Below are 19,927 nucleotides of genomic sequence, written 5' to 3'. Positions count from 1 at the left end.
TTTCTTGATGGCGCCCTACTAATGAATCAGTATCTCTACACCTCCTTTATAACCCTCCTTACCGTTTTGCTAATGTTTGGGCTTACTTTTAATGTGGGTAGGGCCAGAGGCAAATATCAAGTAAAGGCCCCGGCGGTTTCTGGGCATGAGCTTTTTGAGCGTGCCTATCGCATCCAGCTCAACACGATTGAAAACATTCTCATGTTTTTGCCTGCTTTATGGCTTTACGCCATTTTTATTGGAGATAAAGGAGCGGGGGATTCCGGTGTTATTTGGCTCATTGCCCGAATCTGGTATGCCATAGCCTATCAACTTAATCCTGCTAAACGCGGCCCTGGCTTCTTAATCTCTATCCTGGTTGTGGCTGGATTATGGACTGGGGCTGCTTATGGAATATTTATTCAGCTAATGAAGGTCTGATGATGAAGGCTCCAGATAAACGCTGCTGTGGATCCGGTGTTTGCATCATTAATGATGCAGGCGAGTGTTGGTGTGGACAAGTCTGGGATGGAGAAAAAATGTCAGCACCCAGCCTGAATCTACAGCCCTGCACCCAGAAGAGCCAAGGTCAAGAGCCAGACAAGTTCAAAACTGAATAACTAGCCAGGGCAGCGGGCGCTACCACAACGGTAAAAAAGATAAGCGGTGATCATGAGCGCTTTCAAAAAATTATCCGTAGACTCTGCGAAGTGAGTGGGCTGCCACCCCATCTTTAAGGGCCTCGCGAACAGGAAAGGCAATCAAATCAATGCTCTTTCTAATTGCTAAGCGCTCTAAATAACTTGGGGTAGCTCTTCCAATCAAGGGATACACCCAGCCCGGAAGATTCAGAAAGCCTGCGCGGCTAATGAGTTTAATAAAGGGCTTAGCAGTTAAATTGCTGGGAAAATTCTCAAGCAAATCAATAATGCTCTTAGCACGCTCACCAAAATAAAGCTCCGGAATATAGGCTTTAATGGCGCTCTCGGTATTGGCGTAAGTGTTGGGGAGGTCTTTGGCACCCATTCTTTCACCCAAGGATTTCATTTCTAAAAAATATTGATCTTTATCCCTTGGATTAATAGTCTCTTTACGATAATCCTCAAAAGCGCTCATAAAGCTTCGGGTCTCTGTAAGATGTACCCAAGCAAGTAAATGAGGATCGGTTGCTGAATAGGGTTTACCAAACTCATCTAAGCCGGTAATTTTGGTATGAATATGATTGACCTTTGTGATCACATTGTTTGCCATTTCAGTTGGGCCGTAGGTTGTTGCCGCGATAAAAAATGCGGTTCTGCCAAGGCGCCCCTTTAGATCTTCTCTGAACGTAGAGTGATCCCAAACTCCAGCAAGGGCTTGCGGGTGAAGTGATTGCAAAATCAACGAGCTAATACCGCCAATCATCATGGAAATAAAGTCAGCATGGATTTTCCAGGCCACTGACTCGGGGCCAAATAATCCTGGATCACCTTTTGGCGTGAGAAATGCTACTGGGGGTCCGCTGCCGCCCACCATTTCTCGAATGGTTTTGCGAATGAGCTCATCTAGCATAGTGCTAATGCATCTTGAGATTTCTTAAATCATCATCTTCAATAATTTCAGTAATAAGATCAAGTCTAATCCTGGGATTGGTCTGTGCTAGCAAGTGATTCTTGTGAGCTAATGAGATTGGTAAAAGCTCGGCAAGGCGGTTGGAGACCCAGCCACAATCATTTACCTTAAATGGTTTCTTAAAAGGCGCCTCAGCCAAGAGATCTTCGCTTTGAATGACAGAGATAATGTCGTCTAATAGCTCGGCAACTTTTTGATGCTCTTGGGGAATTGGGGTAAAGGGATCATTTTCTAAAAGCTCGACTTCACCCATCCAAAGTCCGCTGGTCTCTTGTTTGCTACTCACCAACTTAAAGCGCTGCGTTCCAAATGACTTGGTCATATAAAGAGCGGGCTGGATAGGGTCAAAGTCCTCAATTTGTGCCAGGGTGCCAATATTTGAAAAGGATAGAGATATGTCCTCTTCATTGGTATTTTGGTTTTTGATGATGCTTACCACGCCAAACTCAGTCTTTTCTCGCAAGCATTGCTTAATCATATCGAGATAACGCGCCTCAAAAATCTTCAGAGCAATCACGCCATCAGGAAAAAGTACGGTACCCAGTGGAAATAAAGGAATTTTGCGCAAGGAGGAGGTGGAATAGGTCATCAGATCAATGTAATGGATTTATCTCAACTTTGCTGAGGCTCTATTGGAGGTCAATATTTCCCACTATTTTTCTAGTTGTATGCACTAAACCAGGTTTGCGTTTACATTAAAGGCTCAATACTTGGAGAAATCAATGATTCAGAAATTTCGCATCAAGCTTGCCCGTTTTATTCTAGGTAAGCATTGTCCCTGCTATCAAATGGGTTATCACAATATGGTCGATTTTCAGCAGCGCAGTGCCGACCGATTGGCTAAAGCTCAAGAGGCCAACAAGATTCAATAACCTCCGACTGCTCTTGGTCAGTAGATATGGGTGCGAAACGTTGGCAAATGCGCAGAAACTGCGCTCTGACGCCTAAGCAGCTTCTCCGGTTTTATATTGCCTTAGTTTGCCTCTCTTTAATTGTGGCAACGGGCTTCTTTTTGGCTGGGGTGTGGATGATCCCCATTTTTACGACCTTAGAGTTAATGGCAGTAACGATTGGTTTTTTAATCTACTGTAGGCATGCCTTAGATTCTGAAACGATCGAAATCGAAGGTAAGCGTCTTCTGGTTAAAAAATTTATTGGCTACAAAGAAACGCTTTATGAATTTAATACTCAGTGGGCAAAAATTGAGGCGCCGACTGAGGGCTCAAAAATATTCCATATCAGCCAATCCAAATTAAGGGTTGAGCTAGGTCAGTTTATAAGGTACGAGCAGCAGCTTGCCTTGATTGCGCAAGTTCGGGCCCACCTAGGATGATTGTCTTGCTTAGGCGCCAGGCGATGAGGGCGCTCGAGAAAATTTGAGTGCACAGCAATAAGAGCGTAATGCTATTGAGTATTGAAAAATAGTTTGCAAAGGGCGAGAGCATTACTGGCATTCCGTCTTGTAGCGCTGTTTCCCTCAGGTAATCCATACGTGGTATGAGCAGAAAACTAGCGGCAGCAATTGAAGCTATCAACATGAGTGATGACAAGCGAATTGCTTTCAGTTGGAATATGCCGCGCTTAATTAAGATATTTGACACGCTTAAGATGAAAAACGCACACCCCAAAAAATAATACGAGAGATGCTGCATTACTAGATGCGCCATCATGCTAGCCGCCTGAGCATCTTCCATTACAAGATAAGGAGCGGCGTAGCCAAGGGCTTGTGCAATGATGGCGCCAGCCATTAAACAAGCAAGAAAGCGCAGTAGTCGGCAGGAGGATGCGTATTGAGCTCTGGAAACTTCAACCATGGAATAAAAAGGGTTAATTAATGCGATGCAGCACAAAGTGAAAATCAGTTTCATACTAGATCTAATCTCACTTTTATGCCAAAACTACCATGGAAATTAGCAAAGCAGTCAAATTAGCCCTCAACACTCTAGTTGATATTGCTAGCCACTCTATTAATGGTCAAGTAGTTCCCGTTCCAGATATAGCTCAAAGACTGCATATGTCGACTAGCCGCATTGAGTTATTGCTGCGACCCCTTCGAGAATCCGGACTTGTTATTGGGATTAAAGGACGAACTGGTGGTTATCAACTTTTACAGGATCCCCGCATCATTACGATCAAAGATATCGTTTTGGCGATGAATAGCATTAAAAAGCGCAAAGTCGAAGTATCTGATATAGCAAAAGAGCTTTACCAGTCGCTAGAGGCTTATATGTTGAATTGCATCTCGAACGTCACCTTAGCCTCCACTATTACGGACTATATTCCCCGCTTTAGTGATGTGCAAAAAGCACCCGAAAGAAAGTCATATTTTCCATTAGAGCCTGAGGTGAAGGCTAAACAAGAAAAAAGACCCAAGGGGGAGTTCCAAAAAGTAGTGAAGACTTCATTTAAAAAGGTGGAGGATATTCCTCGGGGGCCAAACTCAATTTTTAGCTTTGCCGACTATCTCAATAAAGACTCGCTAGCTAGTTGAATTTATAAAATTATTTGACGTGGATGCACAAGAGTTCGCTTACCCTGATTTAGCCTTTGTAGATATTGAAACCACTGGGTCGCATTTTGATCGTGATCGTATTACAGAAATTGGCATCAAAACTTTAGCCGGCAATGAGGTCTACGTATGGGAGCAGTTACTTAACCCCCAAACTTATATTCCACAAAATATCCAAAGGCTTACTGGCATATCTCAGCAGATGGTTGAGAATCAGCCAAGCTTTGAGCAAATCGCAAGAGATTTAAAGCAAGAGCTTGAAGGAAAGATATTTGTTGCTCATAACGCTCGATTTGACTACGGGTTTATCAAGGCCTCTTTTAAGCGAATTGGCATAGACTTTAAGCCTAAAGTATTGTGTACGGTGAAGCTCTCAAGGCTACTCTTTCCCAATCAAGATCGCCATAATCTTGATACCATCATTAATGCTCATGGTCTTGAGGTTAGCGCCCGACATCGAGCGCTGGGTGACGCAGATTTATTACTTCAGTTTTGGCGCATCTGTGAGAAAAAGTTTGGGAAAGAAAAGCTGAATGAGGTGATTAATCAGCTGGTTGGCAACCCTAGCTTGCCGCCCAATATTGATAAGGAATTAATAGACTCAATTCCCGATGCTCCTGGCTGTTACATCTTTTATGGAGAGAATAGAGTTCCTTTGTACATTGGTAAGAGCATCTCATTGCGCAGTAGGGTGATGGGCCACTTTCAGGGTGCGCTAACGCAACGTAAAGAAATGAAACTCTCCTTGCAAGTTCGAGATATTGATTGGATAGAAACTAGCGGCGAGCTTGGCGCTCTCATTCTGGAATCAAGGTTGATTAAAGAGCGTATGCCCAGCATGAACATTAAGCTACGGAGATCTAAAGATCTTTGTGGGTGGAGCCTAGTTGAAGATGGTGCTGGAGTGCTTACGCCTACGCTAGTGACCCATCATCAGCTCGCCCCTGGCTTGCAAGATAATTTATATGGCTTGTTCTATAGCAAACGAGAGGCGCACTCTTATTTGAAGGCTATAGCCAAGAAGCATCGACTTTGTGAGGCGCTGCTTGGTTTAGAGAAGCGGGTTGAGGGTAAGGCTTGTTTTGGGTATCAAGTAAAACAATGCGGCGGCGCGTGTCTTAATATCACCCCGATTGCTTTACACAATCTGCAATTAAAAACAGTACTAGAGCTATTTAAAGTTCAGGTGTGGCCATACTCCGGGCCTATCGCAATTCAGGAGGGCGGCGAGATGATCGTTATCGATAAATGGTGCTATCTCGGTACCGCCATCAATCAAGATGAGCTTTATGAGCTGACTCAATCCGGAGAGGCTGAGTTTGACCTCGATATTTATAAGATAGTCAAAAAAGCCTTGATCGGACCCTATAAAAAACAAGTGATGCCCATCAGTATCCAGTAGATATTGAATGCCTCGCCAGCCTATGACTAGTGCAGTCTACTGGCTTGTGCTGATAAGCGCTCATATGGCGAATTGGATGGTGATGTATTGGGGTTAATCGTTATAGGGTGCGCCGATAGGATTGATCGATTTCATCCCAAGTGGCTTAACGGTTAAGCGTTGCATGATACAAATATTGCTGTTCCTAAAGTCCTTTGATCCCAGGCTCAAGTCCTGGTGGGCCGACTATAAATAAAAATGCCAACCTTTGGGTTGGCATTTTTACATTCTTAGGGTATTTAGTTGAAGTTACAAAGGTTTCCTAAATTACTTATCAAACGCTTGCTGTAAAGATTTTTGATCTTTAGTACCTTGTTGCAACAATAGCATCAAGAGGATTCTAGCTTTCTGAGCGCGCAAGTCGTCCGCCATCACTGCGCCTGCATCAACTGTAGTTTTCCCTCCGCCAACAAATCCATAGCTTCCCATAACTCGGCCATTATGAACGCGAGTGGCAATCACAACGGGAACATTTTTTGAAATAGCATATTTCACTGCCTCATACATAGACTCGTTCATGTTTCCCATTCCCAAAGCCTGAACTACTATGCCATCAGCCCCACGATCTACAGCTGCTTTGAGCGCAATTCCATCAGCACCGCCGTACATAGGCACGATATCTACGGTTGGCATTTTATCGGTCTTCAGTTTTATATACTGACGTCGGATAGGGTTGTACGCATAGAAAACACGGTCAGGATAAACCTCACCAATAATTCCAAAGATCCCAGAATTAAATGTTTCCACATTGGCGGTATGAGTCTTGGTAACGTATCTGGCTGAATTGATTTGGTTATTCATTGCCAGCAATACACCCTTTCCTTCTGATTGCTTGTCAACAATAATGCGTACGGCATTAGTAAGATTTCTTGGGCCATCAAAATCTGAAACAGATGCATTTCTTTGGGCCCCGATTAACACAACAGGCTTATTCGACTTAATTGTTAAATCAAGCCAAAACGCAGTTTCTTCCAATGTATCTGTCCCGTGAGAAACAATTACACCGGCTACATCAGAGCGTTCTAGAGCTTCTTGAACCGCCTTTGTAAGGCTTACCCATCGCTCAGGGTTCATATAGTCCGAAGGAACGTTGGAGATATTGTTTACTTCAATTTTGGCGTATTTTCCAACTTCTGGAGCTGCAGCCAGTAAGTCATCTCCATTGATGGCTGGAACTGGTGCATTTTTGACTGGGTCAATTTTCATTGCAATCGTGCCGCCAGTCGCAATGAATTTAACGATGGGAAGATTTTGTGCAAATACTTGTTTTAGCGAAACCAAAGAAAGTAGGCCCAAAATTATTAGGTATTTAAATTTCATTTTGTAAGTGCTCTCCTGTATATTTATTTGGAATAATTATTAAATTTGGTAAATCCAAGAGTAAATTTATCCCATTCATTTAGGCCTAGGGTTTGCACTGATTTATCTGGTATCTAAGAGCGAGATTTAGCTAATCTAGGCTTAAGTTCTCCTGGGCTGAGCAGAAAATAAAGCCCTAGTTAGAGATAACTGAGGTTTGGTCAATTTAAGCGCGTATTTAGTTTGCTTGTTATTCTTTGGCTTGTTTCCAAACACCTACATTGCAATAAATGAATATCAATGCCGATTACAGTAAAAGAGTCGTAGTTAATCACCATGATTTACCATGGGTGGCTAGTCCTGAGCCGGGGATTGAAAGGCGCATGCTTGATCGCATAGGTGATGAGGTGGCAAAAGCAACTTCAATTGTTCGCTATCAGGCTGGGTCTCAATTTAAGGCGCATACCCATGAGTTTGGCGAGGAGATTTTTGTTTTGGATGGGGTGTTTAGCGATGAAACGGGAGATTATTCTGCTGGCACTTACATCATGAATCCTCCAGGCTCTTCCCATGCTCCATCTAGTCAATCTGGCTGCACTCTTTTTGTAAAGTTACGTCACCTCGGACCAGATCAGGTGGAGCGAGAAGTGATTGATACAAAAACAGCTCCGTGGTATCAAGGGATGGTGCCGGGCCTTCATGTGATGCCGTTGATGCGGCAGGGAAGTGGATCTACTTTAGTGCGTTGGGCGCCTCAAACCTACTTTAACCCACATAAACATTACGGTGGTGAAGAGATATTTGTGGTGGATGGCGTTTTTGAAGATGAGCATGGCCGCTATCCAGCTGGATCTTGGATTCGTAGCCCCCATCTAAGTCTGCATCAACCATTTAGCAAAGAAGGTTGCACAATCTTTGTGAAGACAGGACATCTTTTGGCTGGGGGCTTAGGAATTACTTAAGTGGTGCCCGTACTTCCTTCTTTCCTGTAGCTAGTCATAAAAAAAGCCCCCGTTATTTCTAATGGGGGCTGTTTTTATAGAGATTGTTACGGTTAACGGATCTATTAGGCCAAGCTAAGACCTTCCTTTTGCAAAGGGAAGTTGCGCACTGGTCGTCCAATTGCGGCTGAAATTGCATTGGCAACCGCTGGGCCTACAACACAAATGGTGGGCTCACCAACGCCACCCCAAAAGTCATAGCTTGGAACAAGTACCGTTTCAATGCGAGGAGTAGAGCGTAATTTCAGTAGTGGGTAAGTATCTAAATTTTGCTGTTTGATGTGCCCATTTTCAACTGTGATCTCTGGCAGGAAGATGGCTCCCAATGCCATTGCAACTGAGCCCTCTATCTGCTCGCGAGTTAAGTATGGGTTTACGATGTGACCCGCATTCAAAGCAAAAACGAGTCGATTAACTTTGACAACATTGTTTTGTACTGTCACTTCGGCTACACAGGCAGAGTAACTAGCGTATCCCATGAATTGGGCGACGCCGCGATAGGTGCCGGCAGGTAAGGGCTTGCCCCAATCTGCTTTTTTGGCGGCCGCATTTAAGACTCCAAGATGCTTAGGATGCTTTTGCATGATGGCTCGCCTAAACTCCACTGGATCCTTGCCTGCAGCAGTGGCGCACTCATCCATAAAGCATTCCATGAAGATGCCGTTTTGGTTGGTATTTACGCCACGCCATGGGCCAACGGGCACATGGGTATTTTTCATCACATATTCGGTTAAGAGATTGGGGAAGGTATAACCCAATTGGGCATCGGGACCATTCTCGTAAAAACCTTGTAGTTGGCGATCATCTTTCCCATTTTTAATGCTTTGCGGGGACAGTGTGGCATTGATTGACTGGCCCGCAACTTTGATATGCATACCGGTGATGTCGCCAGCATCATCAAGGCCTGCTGTCATTTTTGCCATGGCGATTGGATGATAGAAATCATGCGTCATGTCTTCTTCGCGACTCCAGATTACTTTGACTGGAATCCCGGGAAATTTCTGTGCAACTTTTGCCGCATAGCTTGTGAAGTCTTGTGTAGATCCACGGCGACCTAAGCCGCAACCCGAATCTAGCTTGTAGATTTCACAATTCTCGAGAGGAATTCCGGTTGCCTCTGATAGAGCTGCATGAGAGCCTTCTCCATTTTGCGTGGGGACCCATGCCTCAGCACGATTGCCGGAGATTTTTACCGTTGCATTCATTGGCTCCATCGTGACATGAGCCCTAAACGGTGTGAAATAAATGGCCTCTATTTTTTTGGTGGATGCATTAATTGCGGCGGGAGCATCTCCTTCTTTGCGTTGCCAGAAATCTCCTTGTTCATCTAGCCCGTCTCTCAGTTTTTTATTAATGTCGGCTTGTGAGGTATTGGCGCTGATGCCTTCATTCCAAATGATCGGCATGGCATTGAGAGCGGTGTTGGCATGCCACCAAGTGTCAGCAACCACCGCAATAGTACTGTCGTTGATTTTGACAACGCCCCTTACTCCACGCATATTGCTAATTTTGGCCTCGTCATAGCTCACTAATTTCCCGCCAAATACGGGGCAGGATTTTATAGAGGCACACAACATCCCAGGCAATTGCAAGTCAATGCCATACACCTTGCTACCATTGACTTTATTGGCCGTATCTAGGCGTGCATATGGCTGACCAGCAACTTTCCATGTTCTTGGGTCTTTTAAGACGATGGATTTTGGGTCGGGGGGCGTTAAGGTTGAGGCTAACTCAGCAACCTTGCCATAGGTTGTTTTACGTCCAGTGGACGAATGTGTAATAACACCCTTATCGACTGTTAACTCATTGACAGGAACATTCCATTGCTTTGCAGCAGCCTGCAACAACATGATTCGAGCTGCAGCTGCTCCGCGGCGAACATAATCTTCGGATATTCGAATGCCGCGACTACCGCCAGTGCCATGTTCGCCCCATACACGTTTACGTAATAGGCTCTGACCAGGAGTTGCTGATTGTGTTTTTACATTTCTCCAGTTGCACTCTAATTCTTCGGTCACTAATTGCGCTAGGCCTGTGCGAGTGCCTTGTCCCATTTCTGAGCGAGCAATTCTGATAAACACCGTGTCATCCGGCTTGATGCTTACCCAGGCATTTACCTCAGCATCACCGTATCGTGTTGGAGAGTTAGGATCATAGACTGCATTAGCTTGAGCATAGGCGCCCTCAGGTAGTGCGCCCACACCTAATAACAGACCTCCACCAGCTAGAGCACCTTTGATGATGAAATCGCGACGGGAGCCATTTTCTAATGAAGTGTTTTTTGTATTCAGTGTCATGTTAAATCCCTTAGCCGCGAGTTGAAGGCGATGCATCATACTGAGCCAATACATCCGCTAATTTTTTCTGGCCAGAAGCAACATGAATGCCATCGCGCACCTTCTGGTAGGTTCCACATCGACAAATGTTGGACATAGCAGCGTCAATATCGGCATCTGTAGGCTTTGGAATTCTTTTTAATAAAGCAGCAGCAGCCATCACTTGTCCGGATTGGCAATATCCGCACTGTGGAACATCAAGAGCAACCCAAGCCTGCTGTACTGGGTGGGTGTTATTTTTAGAAAGTGCCTCAATGGTTGTTATCTTGTTGGCCCCAACAGCGGATACTGGTATAGAGCATGAGCGGACAGGTTCCCCATTCATGTATACCGTGCAAGCACCACATTGCGCTACGCCGCAGCCATATTTTGTGCCCGTGAGTCCAATCACTTCTCGAATTGCCCATAACAAAGGCATATTTGGCTCCACATTAATATCATGTACCTTGCCATTAATTGTTAGCTTCATACCTGTCCCCTGAGTTCTGAGTTATTTCAAACTACTTTAAACGATTGCTGCAAAGCTGACATATCGCAAATATAAATGCAATAAATAACTACCTTGGCCCTGTTTTTATCATTTGCGGAAGTCTAAGGGTTTATCCGTGTATATCCCTGTAGAGGTTGAGAACACACTAATCCGTATCGCAGAAAGATGGGGAAGCTTGTGGAGTGTATGAATTGAGTTTAGAAAAAGCGAATGACTTAGTTGAGCTGAGTTATGTGAGTAAGGCGACCCATGAGATGGGGCTCACTAGCTTAGTGCATTTATTTGATGTGTCTCGCCAATGGAATCAAGAGCATCAACTCACTGGCGTACTTTTTTATGAAAATGGTCATTTCGGGCAAATTCTAGAAGGTAAGCGAGACGATGTTTTATTTATTTGGGAGAAAATTAAAAAAGACTATCGCCACAAAGTGCTCCATCAAATTGCGCTCGATGAAATTAAGCAAAGATTGTTCCCTCATTGGGCTTTAAGATTTTATGGTGGAGATCAAATTGCCAAAGATGTACCTCACCTAGCGGGAGTTTTAGATGGTCTGCCTGCTAATGATGTTGAATTACTAAGTATCATGCGATCGGTTGCTAGTAACAATCAATACCCTGAAACCTAGATTCGGAGCTTGATGTAGTTGCCAGAAAATTACACGCTAACAGCAAGCGCATTACCAGTGTTGTTGAGCATTCCCGCGATGCTTGGAAAACTCTTCCAATAAAAAATCCACAAATGCTCTCGTTTTAGCCGAAAGGTTATTGCGCGTGGGGAAGACCGCATAAATATCGGCGCTAGGAAGTTTCCAGTCTAGAAGAATGATTTTGAGTTGTCCGCTTCTAATATATTGATCGGCATCCCAGATTGAGCGAACCATAATGCCTCTACCTTCTAGAGCCCATTTCAAGACCGACTCGCCATCATTGCTGGTTAAGGGGCCTTGAACCTTGATGGTTTCCGTCCTTTGCCCTTGGTGAAAATGCCAGGTTCCATAAGACTCATCAGCCTCACGAATAAATAAGCATTGATGTTTACTCAAGTCCTTCGGATGTTCAGGTTCTCCCGCCTGATTGAGATAACTTGGTGCGGCACACAAGATGCGATGATTGTTTGCCAGTAGTCTTGCGCTTAGTCGTACGTCAGGTAATTCACCAAAACGAATGACCACATCTAAACCTTTTTCCACAATATTCATTGGTCGATCATTGAGTGTGAGCTGTACTTCAACCCCTGGATAGAGGTCTGAAAATTTGGCAATTGCGGGGGCAATCAGGCTTCTTCCGAAACCTAGGGTAGCGCCGATCTTGATGACGCCTTTGGGTGTGTTGCCGCTGCCAGATACTGAGCGCTCTAATTCTTCAAGACTGGCAAGCACATGAGCACCTTCGGTCAGATAGGTTTCGCCTTCCGGTGTGAGGCTAATTTGACGGGTGGTACGTTGCAATAGCCGCACCCCAAGTCGCTTTTCAAGTAAGGCAAGTCGCTTGCTGACAGCTGGGGGTGTAAGCCCTAGCTCCTGGGCGGTAGCGGCCATGCTCCCTTGCTTCACTAGCAGGGTAAAGAAGGCGATATCTGAAAAACTATCCATTCTAAGATTATTAACTAAAAAGACCGAAAGTTATAAATTAAACGATATTAAGTTTGTTTAGTTTACGGGTAGGATAGCGTTACAGATAAAAAAATTGGAGGAGACATCCATGAAATACAAAACCGCTGTAATCGCCTTTTTGGGCGCTATGGGTTTGGCTACTTTTGCAGCGGCACAAACATTCCCGGAGCGCCCAATTAAATTGATCGTTCCGTATGCGCCAGGTGGAAGCGCTGACATTACTGCCCGAATGATTTCCGAGGATTGGGGTAAGACCTTGGGGCAGCCTATGATTGTGGAGAATAGGGCTGGCGCTGGCGGTAATGCGGGAGTAGATGCTGTGGCCAAATCCAAACCTGATGGATATACGATCGGTATTCACACCTTGTCTCTGGCGGTAAATCCAGCGCTTTACCCAAAGATGCCCTTTGACACGCTGAAGGATTTATCGCCAATTGGTATGGTGGCGAGTTCACAGCATGTTCTCGTGGTGAATCCAAAAGTACCTGCGCAAAATCTAAAAGAGCTCTTGGCCTTACTTAAAAAGAATCCCGGAAAATTAACCTACGGTTCTGCAGGGAATGGCAGCACGATGCATATAGCCCCGGAATTATTTAAAGCCACTTCTAATACCTTCATTACCCATATCCCTTATCGTGGTGGCGGCCCTGCTCTCAGTGATACAGCTGGTGGTCAAGTCGATATGAGCTTCCCGGTAGCATCTGCAGCCGCTCAGTTTGTACAAAGCGGCATGCTTAGAGCAATTGGCGTGACGGGCACCAAGCGCTCATCATTAATGCCGAATGTTCCAACATTGGCTGAAGCAGGATTACCCGCTTACAGCTTTGAGACTTGGTTTATTGTTTTTGCTCCAGCGGGAACTACTCAGCCTGTGGTCGATAAGCTCAATGCAACACTGAATACCACTTTGGGTAATGCGACATTAAAAGCGCGCATGACTAAAGAAGGGTTTGATCCAATCCCTTCAACACCAGCGCAAGCTCGCCAACGTCTAGAAAAAGAAATTCCGGTATGGGCAAGGCTCATAAAAGAGCGTGGTATCGCATCAGACTAAGAATACATCCGCAAAAATCTCTATTGAAAGAATTACATGAGTGCAAAAACTTTATATCAAAAGCTAGTAGAGTCACATACAGTGGCAAGCTTAGATGCAGAAAATGTATTGTTATTCTGTGACTTACATTTGATGAATGAGTACACCAGTCCGCAAGCCTTTGCGGGCTTGGATGAGAAGGGGCGTGGTGTACCTATTCCTGGGCAGAATATTTCTGTCGTGAGCCACATTATTCCTACTCACAATGAAGCGCCACGAAAGATTGCCGATCCAGCTTCTTTATTGCAAGCATTAAATCTGAAGAAAAATTGTGTAAAGCACAATATCCCCTTATTTGATACTAATGATGCCTTACAGGGAATTGAGCATGTGGTGTCTCCTGAGCACGGTATGGTGCGTCCAGGCATGGTCATTATTTGTGGTGATAGTCACACAACTACTTATGGAGCCTTGGGGGCATTAGGTTTTGGTATTGGCACATCAGAGGTTGAGCATGTTCTGGCAACGCAAACCTTGGTATATCGCTTGGCTAAAAATATGCGTATCAAAATCAACGGTCAGTTGCCGGCGGGAACCACTTCCAAAGATATGGTTTTGAACATTATTAGTCAAATTGGCGCTAAAGGTGCCATTGGATATGTGGTGGAGTTCTGTGGATCTGCTTTAGAAGATCTCACTACTGAGGCGCGATTTACTTTATGCAATATGGCTGTGGAAGCGGGTGCTCGTGGAGCGTTAATTGCGCCTGATAAAACAGCAATTGATTACGTTCTTGCAAGATGTCCCGATATTACTGGTGAGATGAAAGACCGCGCTCTGGCTCATTGGGCAACTTTGTATTCTGATGCTGATGCAAAGTTTGAAAAAGAGTTTGAATGTGATGCCAGCAATATGGCTCCGTTTGTCACCTGGGGTACAAGTCCAGACCAAGCCATAGCCATTCATGCCAATATCCCAACTAAAGAATCCTTTAAGGACCCAGTGGAAAAGCTCAGTCTTGAGCAGGCCCTGAAGTACACCAAGCTATCTGATGGCCAGACTTTGGAAGGCACCCCGATTAACCACGTCTTTATCGGTTCTTGCACCAATGGCCGAATTGAAGACTTGCGCAATGTTCTTACCGTGGTTGGCGATCGCAAAGTGGCTCAGGGCGTGCGAGCGATGGTGGTTCCTGGTTCTGGTGCGGTTAAGGCGCAAGCAGAAGAAGAGGGTATAGCGGATAAGTTAATTGCTGCAGGTTTTGAGTGGCGCAAGCCTGGATGCTCCATGTGCTTGGCAATGAATGATGATGTTCTGAGTTCGGGTACACGCTGCGCATCAACGACAAACCGTAATTTTGAGGGTCGTCAGGGTAGGGGCGCGATTACCCATTTGATGAGCCCTGCCATGGCAGCCGCTGCCGCGGTTACTGGAATGATTACTGACGTACGTAAATTACAAGGAGCAATAAATGCATAAGCAATCAAGAATTAGCGGACACGCTGCCGCATTGCGCATTGCCAACTTTGATACCGACCAGGTAATGCCAAAACAATTTTTACGGGGCATCGATAAATCTGGTTTGGCTGATGGATTATTTTATGACTTGCGTTTTGATGAGGCGGGTCAGCCTAGAGCCGATTTCTTTCTCAATCAGCCTCCCTATGCTTCGACTGACGTCCTAATTGCAGGACCCAATTATGGCTGCGGTTCTAGTCGAGAGCATGCGGTATGGGGTATGCAGCAGTTTGGCTTTAAAGCAGTAATTGCCTCTAGCTTTGCGGAAATTTTTTACTCTAACGCAATGGGTAATGGCTTATTGTTAATCGTTCTTCCCGAAGATCAAGTCCAAGCCTTGATGCAAGAGGCGGATGATCGTGGCGCTCCGGTGGATATCGCGATTGATATTGAGAATCTAACAGTTCGCACTCAAAAGCATGAGTTCAAGTTCACCATGTCCGCAAGACATCACCGTATGTTCTTGGAGGGCTTAGATGTGATTGGGCTGAGCTTGAAATACAAGCCACAAATTGATGCCTTCACTCAGAAGCATTGGGATGCGCAGCCTTGGGTTAAGGATGTGGCGAGAAGAACGATTGATAGATTGGCATAAAAAAGGGGGTGGCAGTAATTCCGACGTTTAAATCAATTGAGTTAATTGACTAAACCGTGAGCTATCCTTCGACTGCTAATGTATAGATTGGCTAGAAGCAAAAACACCAACCCTGGGGTTGGTGTTTTTATGAATAACCGGAGTGCGATCCAGTTGCTTATTCGACCAAGCTAATGAAATCCTCTTTTGCTCTCCGAACTTTTTTGAGATTTACGAGCCAGTCTTCGTCAGTCTTCCTATAACCCAAAGGAAGCATAACAACGCTACGTAATCCTTGGGCCCTGAGGTCCAAAATGTGATCTAGCGCATCTGGATCAAAGCCTTCCATTGGGGTGCAATCAACTTGCTCATACGCTGCGGCAATAAGAGCCGTACCTAAGCCAATATACGCTTGCTTAGCTGCATGCGTGAAATTGAGTTCAGTATCTCTTGGTGGGTAGGTGCTCAAGAGTTTTTGACGATAAGCATCTCCAGCCTCGCTCTTGAAGTTTCGAGCCTTCTCGGTCATATCAAAGGCTTGATTAATGCGTTCGGCAGTGTAGTTATCCCAAGCCGCAAAAACGAGAAGATAAGAAGATTCCGTAATTTGGGTCTGCCCCCAAGCGATTGCTTGAATTTTTTCGCGAATGGCTTGATTGGTGATGACTAGTACTTTGTAGGGCTGAAGGCCGCTTGAGCTTGCTGTCAATCGAGTGGCTTCTAGAATTTGATCCAGTTTTTCTTGTGGAACCTGTTTACTTGGATCCATCTTTTTGGTGGCATAGCGCCATTGCAATTTCTCGATGAGGCTCATATCTATCCCTTTAGATTTTTATTGAATTAAATGCAGTTAAATTAGGCGTCATATCCATAATGAGAGTGCACATTGAGAGCTTGTTGTATTGGCATCAGCAACCTCTGTTTGTGTCCGAACCCTGCATTTCCCCTATATTGTATTGAGGAGAATGGACTTTGTCGGAGTCTTCACCAGAAATGACAAAGGTTTTTTGTTGATTGGCTCCATAAAAGAGCGATTTCGCAAGAAATTTCTATAAAATTATCAATTCTATAAACATCCTCAAATCACCCTATCCCATATGAATAAACAGATTATTTCAACTATTTTGTTAGCCTGCGCATTATGTTCTTGGCTTCCTCTTGTAAATGCGGCCGAAGAGCTCACCCCTATTCCCAAGGCATCGGATGCATGGCGCTTTGAAGTAACGCCATACTTATGGTTGACCGGCATTAAGGGCACCATGAATTTTGATAATAGCCTTGCTAAATCCGCTGATTATTCTTCAGGTAATGTTTTGAGCAACCTGAAGTCTGGTGGCATGATTGCCGCTGAAGCGCATAACGGTAATTGGGGTGTTATGGGCGATTTAATTTCCGCAACATTGCAGCACTCCGGAGCGATTCCGGTGCAGGGCCGTGGCGTAACTCTTGGCGACAAGATCACTTTGCAGCAAACGGTATTAACCGGCGCCGCTACTTATACCGTTGCCAATACTAAAGATGCTTATGTTGATGCTTTGCTGGGTGTAAGGGCGATTGATATTACCGCCACCTTAAATGGTAATTTGGAGGGCACATCGATCTCTAGGACGATTTCCAATAAAACATCTACCGTAGATCCGATTGTTGGTGCCAAGGGCCGCTACCGTATTGCTGATACTTCCTGGTATATCCCCGCTTACGCCGATATCGGTAGCGGAGGTGGTACAACGAATCTGACCTGGCAGGTGATGGCGGGGGTAGGAAAATCTTTCGGTAGTTTGATTGACGCTTCCTTGACCTACCGTGCGCTTTACTACGATATGAAGTCTGGTGGAGTCTTGCAAAAGACGACTATGCAAGGCCCTCAGGCTGCTATCACTTTTAAGTTTTAAAGAAATTTTATGAAACTTTTTGCACAAAGCCTTGCCACTTCATTGCTGGCAATCAGCTTCGCTTGCCCTGCGCTTGCCCAAGAAATGGATACTCGTGCCGCAACTATTAACGCTGAAAAGATCGCTGCCGTCAGCCCCCCTACTGAGCCGGTGGTTGATACCGTAGGGATTGCCAAGAAATTGGCAAACCCAATTGCCAATATGATCTCGGTGCCGTTGCAGTATCAGTTCAGTCGTGGTGTTGGAAAAAATCAAGGCGGCTCCGAGCAAACGCTATTGTTTCAGCCAGTTGCTCCATTTAATCTGGGTGGCGGTGATACATTTATCGTGCGTCCGATCATTGCTGGTGCGAGAGAGGTCAGCGTTCAAAATGCTGCTGGGCAGTCATTTTCCGGTTACGGTATTGCTAGCGTTACCCTCGAATCTTTTTATGCACCGAATACCAACTCATCCTGGATCTGGGGCGTGGGTCCTTATGCCCAGTCCCCATCGGGCAATAGCGGAAAATTTGGTTCACAGCAAACTGGTGCCGGCGTAACTGGTGTGGTGCTCAATCGTCAAGGCCCTTGGACTTATGGAGTGCTTGGCTACCAATCATGGAATGTGGGTGGTAACCCAGCGTTTGGTACGCAAAACAATATATATGGACAACCTTTTGTTGCATTCACCACAAAAGAGGCTTGGACCTATACCGCCAATATGGAAGCGCTGTATAACTATGACACGCATCGCACCTCTAATCCTCTCTACATTGGCGCATCCAAGCTAATGGTATTTGATGGGGTGCCAATTTCATTTGGCGCGGGTCCGATGTATTACGTCAGCAACATCCCTGGTGGTCCTTCTGGTTGGGGTGCTCGTGCTACTGCAACCTTGGTTGTTCTTAAATAATTACTATTCACACTTGGGAGTGTAAAAATGAAATTCGCACCAAAACTATTGTCAGTACTGTTAATAGCTCATTGCACACTTTCTTTTGCCAAGGGCAATGCGGATACTATTTTTTATGGTGGCCCTATCCTCACAGTGAATGCCAAGAATGAGGAAGTCCAAGCCCTTGCAATTCAAAACGGCAAGATTGTTGCGGTTGGTACAAAAGAGGCTGTAACTAAAGATTGGCAATCAGACGGTACTAAAGTCACTGATCTCAAGGGTCAAACACTTATGCCTGGTTTTGTAGAGCCTCATGTGCACATTATGGTGACTTCGGTACTTGAAGGTCTGGGCTTAAATCTCAGTAACTTTACTTTGCCTTATGACACCTTGGAAACCTTGAGCCAGAAGTTGAAGGCAGGCCTTAAAAATGTGCCTGCTGGCGGATGGTTATTTGGCTTTGGTGTTGATCCATCGCGCACCGCCCCCTTTATGGCTGAATTGACTGCGGATGAACTAGACAAGGTTTCTACTGAGGTACCGATTTTCATCGTGAATCAATCGGGTCATATTGGCTATGTCAATCACAAGGCTTTAGAACTTGCTGGCGTTACTGATAAAACCCCGAATCCTGCTGGTGGCGGTATTTATGTGAAAGATGCGCAGGGCAAGCTCACTGGTAAGTTGGTGGAGCCGCCTACTTATTTGCCATTTATGGCCAAAATGCCGAATCCAACTGAGGCGGAATTATTTTCTGCGATTCAGGGCACCATGAAAAAAATGGCATCAACAGGGGTGACAACAGCTTCTGATATGAGTGTTGGTGGTAATTTCGGTGTTGATAAGGAAATTGCAATTTATAAAAGTATTTTTGCAAAAAATGCTTCACCAATAAGAGTGCGCGGTTATTTATTTAGTGAAACTTTGCCTGCTGGATACAACACGATCAAACCGAATGAAGGTGATGATCGGTTGCGCTTTATTGGCATTAAATATATTACCGATGGCTCTACTCAAGGCTTGACTGCTGCGCTCAATGATCCGTACAGTTATCCGAAGGGTTCTAAATGGAGCGGGGCCTTGAACTACAAAGATGCCGACATTTACGCTTCTATGAAGTCATATTTTGATCAGGGTTGGCAAATTTCTTCACACTCAAATGGAGATAAGGCGATTGACCAAGCTCTTAACAGCTACTCAAAGCTTTTGGCTGGAAATCCTCATCCAGAAGAGCGTCGTTTGCGTATTGAGCATTTCACTGTCAACCATGAGCCTCAGGTTAAAAAGGCAGTGAAGTTGGGTGTGATCCCTAGTTTCACGATTGGGCATGTGGATTATTGGGGTGCGGCCTTTAATAATCACATCATCGGATCTGAGCGCGCTAAGCGCATCGATCCTGCTGGAGATTTCAAGCGCGCGGGCGGTAAATTTACCTTACATAGCGATACGCCAGTTTCGAACGTGGGTCCGTTGAACTACATTAGCGAAGAAGTGACCCGCTTGTGGCAGTTGCCTCCGCAGAAAGTCTTGGGACCCACTCAGGCGGTCACTGTTGATGATGCTATTCGTGCGATCACGATCGATGCCGCGTATCAAGTCTTTGCTGACAATATCGTCGGAAGTCTAGAGCTTGGTAAGCAAGCTGACTTAGTAGTGCTGGAGAAGAATCCCCGCAATACACCGCCAGCAGATATTCGTAATATCAAGGTCAAGGGAACTTGGATTGATGGCAAGCAGGTGAATGTGAATTAACTTTCA

At 45.1% G+C, this 19,927-nt stretch carries 22 protein-coding genes; 14 read left to right on the top strand and 8 right to left on the bottom strand.

The window, feature by feature from the left end:
* The first annotated feature begins 21 nt into the window (after positions 1 to 21).
* A complete protein-coding gene (locus FD960_RS08100) occupies positions 22 to 420 on the top strand; it encodes an MAPEG family protein (RefSeq protein ID WP_215298538.1) in 399 nt (132 codons plus the stop codon).
* Positions 420 to 599 (top strand): hypothetical protein, encoded by a 180-nt coding sequence (locus FD960_RS08095; protein WP_215300690.1) that lies wholly within the window; start codon positions 420 to 422, stop codon positions 597 to 599. Before FD960_RS08100 ends, FD960_RS08095 begins: the two co-directional genes overlap by 1 nt.
* Positions 600 to 669: 70 nt before the next feature.
* Here the strand turns inward: FD960_RS08095 and FD960_RS08090 are convergent, their stop codons facing one another.
* Together FD960_RS08090 and FD960_RS08085 are read right to left on the bottom strand one after the other, a co-directional pair.
* Complete coding sequence (locus FD960_RS08090; protein ID WP_215298536.1) at positions 670 to 1,530, bottom strand: oxygenase MpaB family protein; 861 nt, start codon at positions 1,528 to 1,530, stop codon at positions 670 to 672.
* A gap of 4 nt (positions 1,531 to 1,534) precedes the next feature.
* Positions 1,535 to 2,179 carry an LON peptidase substrate-binding domain-containing protein gene (locus FD960_RS08085; RefSeq protein ID WP_215298534.1) on the bottom strand — a complete coding sequence of 215 codons (645 nt, stop codon included), beginning with the start codon at positions 2,177 to 2,179 and terminating at the stop codon, positions 1,535 to 1,537.
* 133 nt (positions 2,180 to 2,312) lie between these two features.
* Here FD960_RS08085 and FD960_RS08080 point away from each other — a divergent pair, with 133 nt between their 5' ends.
* Positions 2,313 to 2,462, top strand: a complete 150-nt coding sequence (locus FD960_RS08080) for a hypothetical protein (RefSeq protein ID WP_215298532.1) — start codon at positions 2,313 to 2,315, stop codon at positions 2,460 to 2,462.
* Between the two features lie 26 nt (positions 2,463 to 2,488).
* Positions 2,489 to 2,923: a DUF2244 domain-containing protein gene (locus FD960_RS08075; RefSeq protein ID WP_215298530.1), complete on the top strand. Its 435-nt coding sequence runs from the start codon at positions 2,489 to 2,491 to the stop codon at positions 2,921 to 2,923.
* Here FD960_RS08075 and FD960_RS08070 read toward each other — a convergent pair.
* Positions 2,865 to 3,458 (bottom strand): hypothetical protein, encoded by a 594-nt coding sequence (locus tag FD960_RS08070; RefSeq protein WP_215298528.1) that lies wholly within the window; start codon positions 3,456 to 3,458, stop codon positions 2,865 to 2,867. The genes FD960_RS08075 and FD960_RS08070 overlap by 59 nt on opposite strands.
* A gap of 35 nt (positions 3,459 to 3,493) precedes the next feature.
* On the opposite strand from FD960_RS08070, the gene FD960_RS08065 reads away from it, so the two are divergent.
* Together FD960_RS08065 and FD960_RS08060 are read left to right on the top strand one after the other, a co-directional pair.
* Positions 3,494 to 4,081, top strand: coding sequence for an Rrf2 family transcriptional regulator (locus tag FD960_RS08065; protein ID WP_215298527.1), 588 nt, complete (start codon positions 3,494 to 3,496; stop codon positions 4,079 to 4,081).
* Positions 4,082 to 4,100: 19 nt separating this feature from the next.
* Positions 4,101 to 5,501: an exonuclease domain-containing protein gene (locus tag FD960_RS08060; RefSeq protein WP_215298525.1), complete on the top strand. Its 1,401-nt coding sequence runs from the start codon at positions 4,101 to 4,103 to the stop codon at positions 5,499 to 5,501.
* A gap of 306 nt (positions 5,502 to 5,807) precedes the next feature.
* Here FD960_RS08060 and FD960_RS08055 read toward each other — a convergent pair whose 3' ends face one another.
* Positions 5,808 to 6,860, bottom strand: a complete 1,053-nt coding sequence (locus FD960_RS08055) for an asparaginase (RefSeq protein WP_215298523.1) — start codon at positions 6,858 to 6,860, stop codon at positions 5,808 to 5,810.
* Positions 6,861 to 7,129: 269 nt separating this feature from the next.
* Here FD960_RS08055 and FD960_RS08050 point away from each other — a divergent pair, with 269 nt between their 5' ends.
* Positions 7,130 to 7,801 carry a cupin domain-containing protein gene (locus tag FD960_RS08050; protein WP_215298521.1) on the top strand — a complete coding sequence of 224 codons (672 nt, stop codon included), beginning with the start codon at positions 7,130 to 7,132 and terminating at the stop codon, positions 7,799 to 7,801.
* 104 nt (positions 7,802 to 7,905) lie between these two features.
* Here FD960_RS08050 and FD960_RS08045 read toward each other — a convergent pair whose 3' ends face one another.
* Both FD960_RS08045 and FD960_RS08040 read right to left on the bottom strand, forming a co-directional pair.
* Entirely contained in the window at positions 7,906 to 10,137 is a 2,232-nt protein-coding gene (locus tag FD960_RS08045) for a xanthine dehydrogenase family protein molybdopterin-binding subunit (RefSeq protein WP_215298519.1), read from the bottom strand.
* A 10-nt stretch (positions 10,138 to 10,147) separates the two neighbouring features.
* A complete protein-coding gene (locus FD960_RS08040; protein ID WP_215298511.1) occupies positions 10,148 to 10,645 on the bottom strand; it encodes a (2Fe-2S)-binding protein in 498 nt (165 codons plus the stop codon).
* 212 nt (positions 10,646 to 10,857) lie between these two features.
* On the opposite strand from FD960_RS08040, the gene FD960_RS08035 reads away from it, so the two are divergent.
* Positions 10,858 to 11,292 carry a BLUF domain-containing protein gene (locus tag FD960_RS08035; protein WP_215298510.1) on the top strand — a complete coding sequence of 145 codons (435 nt, stop codon included), beginning with the start codon at positions 10,858 to 10,860 and terminating at the stop codon, positions 11,290 to 11,292.
* A gap of 51 nt (positions 11,293 to 11,343) precedes the next feature.
* Here FD960_RS08035 and FD960_RS08030 read toward each other — a convergent pair whose 3' ends face one another.
* On the bottom strand, positions 11,344 to 12,258 hold the full coding sequence (locus FD960_RS08030) for a LysR family transcriptional regulator (protein WP_215298508.1): 915 nt from the start codon (positions 12,256 to 12,258) through the stop codon (positions 11,344 to 11,346).
* Between the two features lie 109 nt (positions 12,259 to 12,367).
* On the opposite strand from FD960_RS08030, the gene FD960_RS08025 reads away from it, so the two are divergent.
* From FD960_RS08025 to leuD, 3 genes are read left to right on the top strand one after another with little or no spacing between them, the layout of a single operon-like run.
* Positions 12,368 to 13,333, top strand: a complete 966-nt coding sequence (locus FD960_RS08025; RefSeq protein WP_215298500.1) for a tripartite tricarboxylate transporter substrate binding protein — start codon at positions 12,368 to 12,370, stop codon at positions 13,331 to 13,333.
* Between the two features lie 36 nt (positions 13,334 to 13,369).
* On the top strand, positions 13,370 to 14,791 hold the full coding sequence (gene leuC, locus FD960_RS08020; protein ID WP_215298498.1) for a 3-isopropylmalate dehydratase large subunit: 1,422 nt from the start codon (positions 13,370 to 13,372) through the stop codon (positions 14,789 to 14,791).
* Positions 14,784 to 15,425: a 3-isopropylmalate dehydratase small subunit gene (gene leuD / locus FD960_RS08015; protein ID WP_215298496.1), complete on the top strand. Its 642-nt coding sequence runs from the start codon at positions 14,784 to 14,786 to the stop codon at positions 15,423 to 15,425. The genes leuC and leuD overlap by 8 nt, the downstream gene beginning before the upstream one ends.
* A 157-nt stretch (positions 15,426 to 15,582) precedes the next feature.
* Here the strand turns inward: leuD and FD960_RS08010 are convergent, their stop codons facing one another.
* Positions 15,583 to 16,218: an NAD(P)H-dependent oxidoreductase gene (locus tag FD960_RS08010; protein WP_215298494.1), complete on the bottom strand. Its 636-nt coding sequence runs from the start codon at positions 16,216 to 16,218 to the stop codon at positions 15,583 to 15,585.
* Between the two features lie 283 nt (positions 16,219 to 16,501).
* Here FD960_RS08010 and FD960_RS08005 point away from each other — a divergent pair, with 283 nt between their 5' ends.
* The 3 genes from FD960_RS08005 to FD960_RS07995 are packed head-to-tail and all read left to right on the top strand — an operon-like array spanning position 16,502 to position 19,921.
* Complete coding sequence (locus tag FD960_RS08005; RefSeq protein ID WP_215298492.1) at positions 16,502 to 17,296, top strand: hypothetical protein; 795 nt, start codon at positions 16,502 to 16,504, stop codon at positions 17,294 to 17,296.
* A 9-nt stretch (positions 17,297 to 17,305) separates the two neighbouring features.
* On the top strand, positions 17,306 to 18,187 hold the full coding sequence (locus tag FD960_RS08000; RefSeq protein WP_215298490.1) for a hypothetical protein: 882 nt from the start codon (positions 17,306 to 17,308) through the stop codon (positions 18,185 to 18,187).
* A 27-nt stretch (positions 18,188 to 18,214) separates the two neighbouring features.
* Entirely contained in the window at positions 18,215 to 19,921 is a 1,707-nt protein-coding gene (locus FD960_RS07995; protein WP_215298489.1) for an amidohydrolase, read from the top strand.
* Positions 19,922 to 19,927 lie beyond the last annotated feature (6 nt).

This window comes from Polynucleobacter sp. AP-Nino-20-G2 (assembly GCF_018688235.1).
Classification (GTDB): Bacteria; Pseudomonadota; Gammaproteobacteria; order Burkholderiales; family Burkholderiaceae; genus Polynucleobacter.
Note: the sequence above shows the minus strand (reverse complement) of the source record. Positions and strands in the feature narration are given on the sequence as shown.

Coding starts and splice junctions, on each gene's coding strand:
- FD960_RS08100 (WP_215298538.1), top strand. CDS start 22: ATGAATCAGTATCTCTACACCTCCTTTATAACCCTCCTTACCGTTTTG.
- FD960_RS08095 (WP_215300690.1), top strand. CDS start 420: ATGATGAAGGCTCCAGATAAACGCTGCTGTGGATCCGGTGTTTGCATC.
- FD960_RS08090 (WP_215298536.1), bottom strand. CDS start 1,530: ATGCTAGATGAGCTCATTCGCAAAACCATTCGAGAAATGGTGGGCGGC.
- FD960_RS08085 (WP_215298534.1), bottom strand. CDS start 2,179: ATGACCTATTCCACCTCCTCCTTGCGCAAAATTCCTTTATTTCCACTG.
- FD960_RS08080 (WP_215298532.1), top strand. CDS start 2,313: ATGATTCAGAAATTTCGCATCAAGCTTGCCCGTTTTATTCTAGGTAAG.
- FD960_RS08075 (WP_215298530.1), top strand. CDS start 2,489: ATGGGTGCGAAACGTTGGCAAATGCGCAGAAACTGCGCTCTGACGCCT.
- FD960_RS08070 (WP_215298528.1), bottom strand. CDS start 3,458: ATGAAACTGATTTTCACTTTGTGCTGCATCGCATTAATTAACCCTTTT.
- FD960_RS08065 (WP_215298527.1), top strand. CDS start 3,494: ATGGAAATTAGCAAAGCAGTCAAATTAGCCCTCAACACTCTAGTTGAT.
- FD960_RS08055 (WP_215298523.1), bottom strand. CDS start 6,860: ATGAAATTTAAATACCTAATAATTTTGGGCCTACTTTCTTTGGTTTCG.
- FD960_RS08050 (WP_215298521.1), top strand. CDS start 7,130: ATGAATATCAATGCCGATTACAGTAAAAGAGTCGTAGTTAATCACCAT.
- FD960_RS08045 (WP_215298519.1), bottom strand. CDS start 10,137: ATGACACTGAATACAAAAAACACTTCATTAGAAAATGGCTCCCGTCGC.
- FD960_RS08040 (WP_215298511.1), bottom strand. CDS start 10,645: ATGAAGCTAACAATTAATGGCAAGGTACATGATATTAATGTGGAGCCA.
- FD960_RS08030 (WP_215298508.1), bottom strand. CDS start 12,258: ATGGATAGTTTTTCAGATATCGCCTTCTTTACCCTGCTAGTGAAGCAA.
- FD960_RS08025 (WP_215298500.1), top strand. CDS start 12,368: ATGAAATACAAAACCGCTGTAATCGCCTTTTTGGGCGCTATGGGTTTG.
- leuC (WP_215298498.1), top strand. CDS start 13,370: ATGAGTGCAAAAACTTTATATCAAAAGCTAGTAGAGTCACATACAGTG.
- leuD (WP_215298496.1), top strand. CDS start 14,784: ATGCATAAGCAATCAAGAATTAGCGGACACGCTGCCGCATTGCGCATT.
- FD960_RS08010 (WP_215298494.1), bottom strand. CDS start 16,218: ATGAGCCTCATCGAGAAATTGCAATGGCGCTATGCCACCAAAAAGATG.
- FD960_RS08005 (WP_215298492.1), top strand. CDS start 16,502: ATGAATAAACAGATTATTTCAACTATTTTGTTAGCCTGCGCATTATGT.
- FD960_RS08000 (WP_215298490.1), top strand. CDS start 17,306: ATGAAACTTTTTGCACAAAGCCTTGCCACTTCATTGCTGGCAATCAGC.
- FD960_RS07995 (WP_215298489.1), top strand. CDS start 18,215: ATGAAATTCGCACCAAAACTATTGTCAGTACTGTTAATAGCTCATTGC.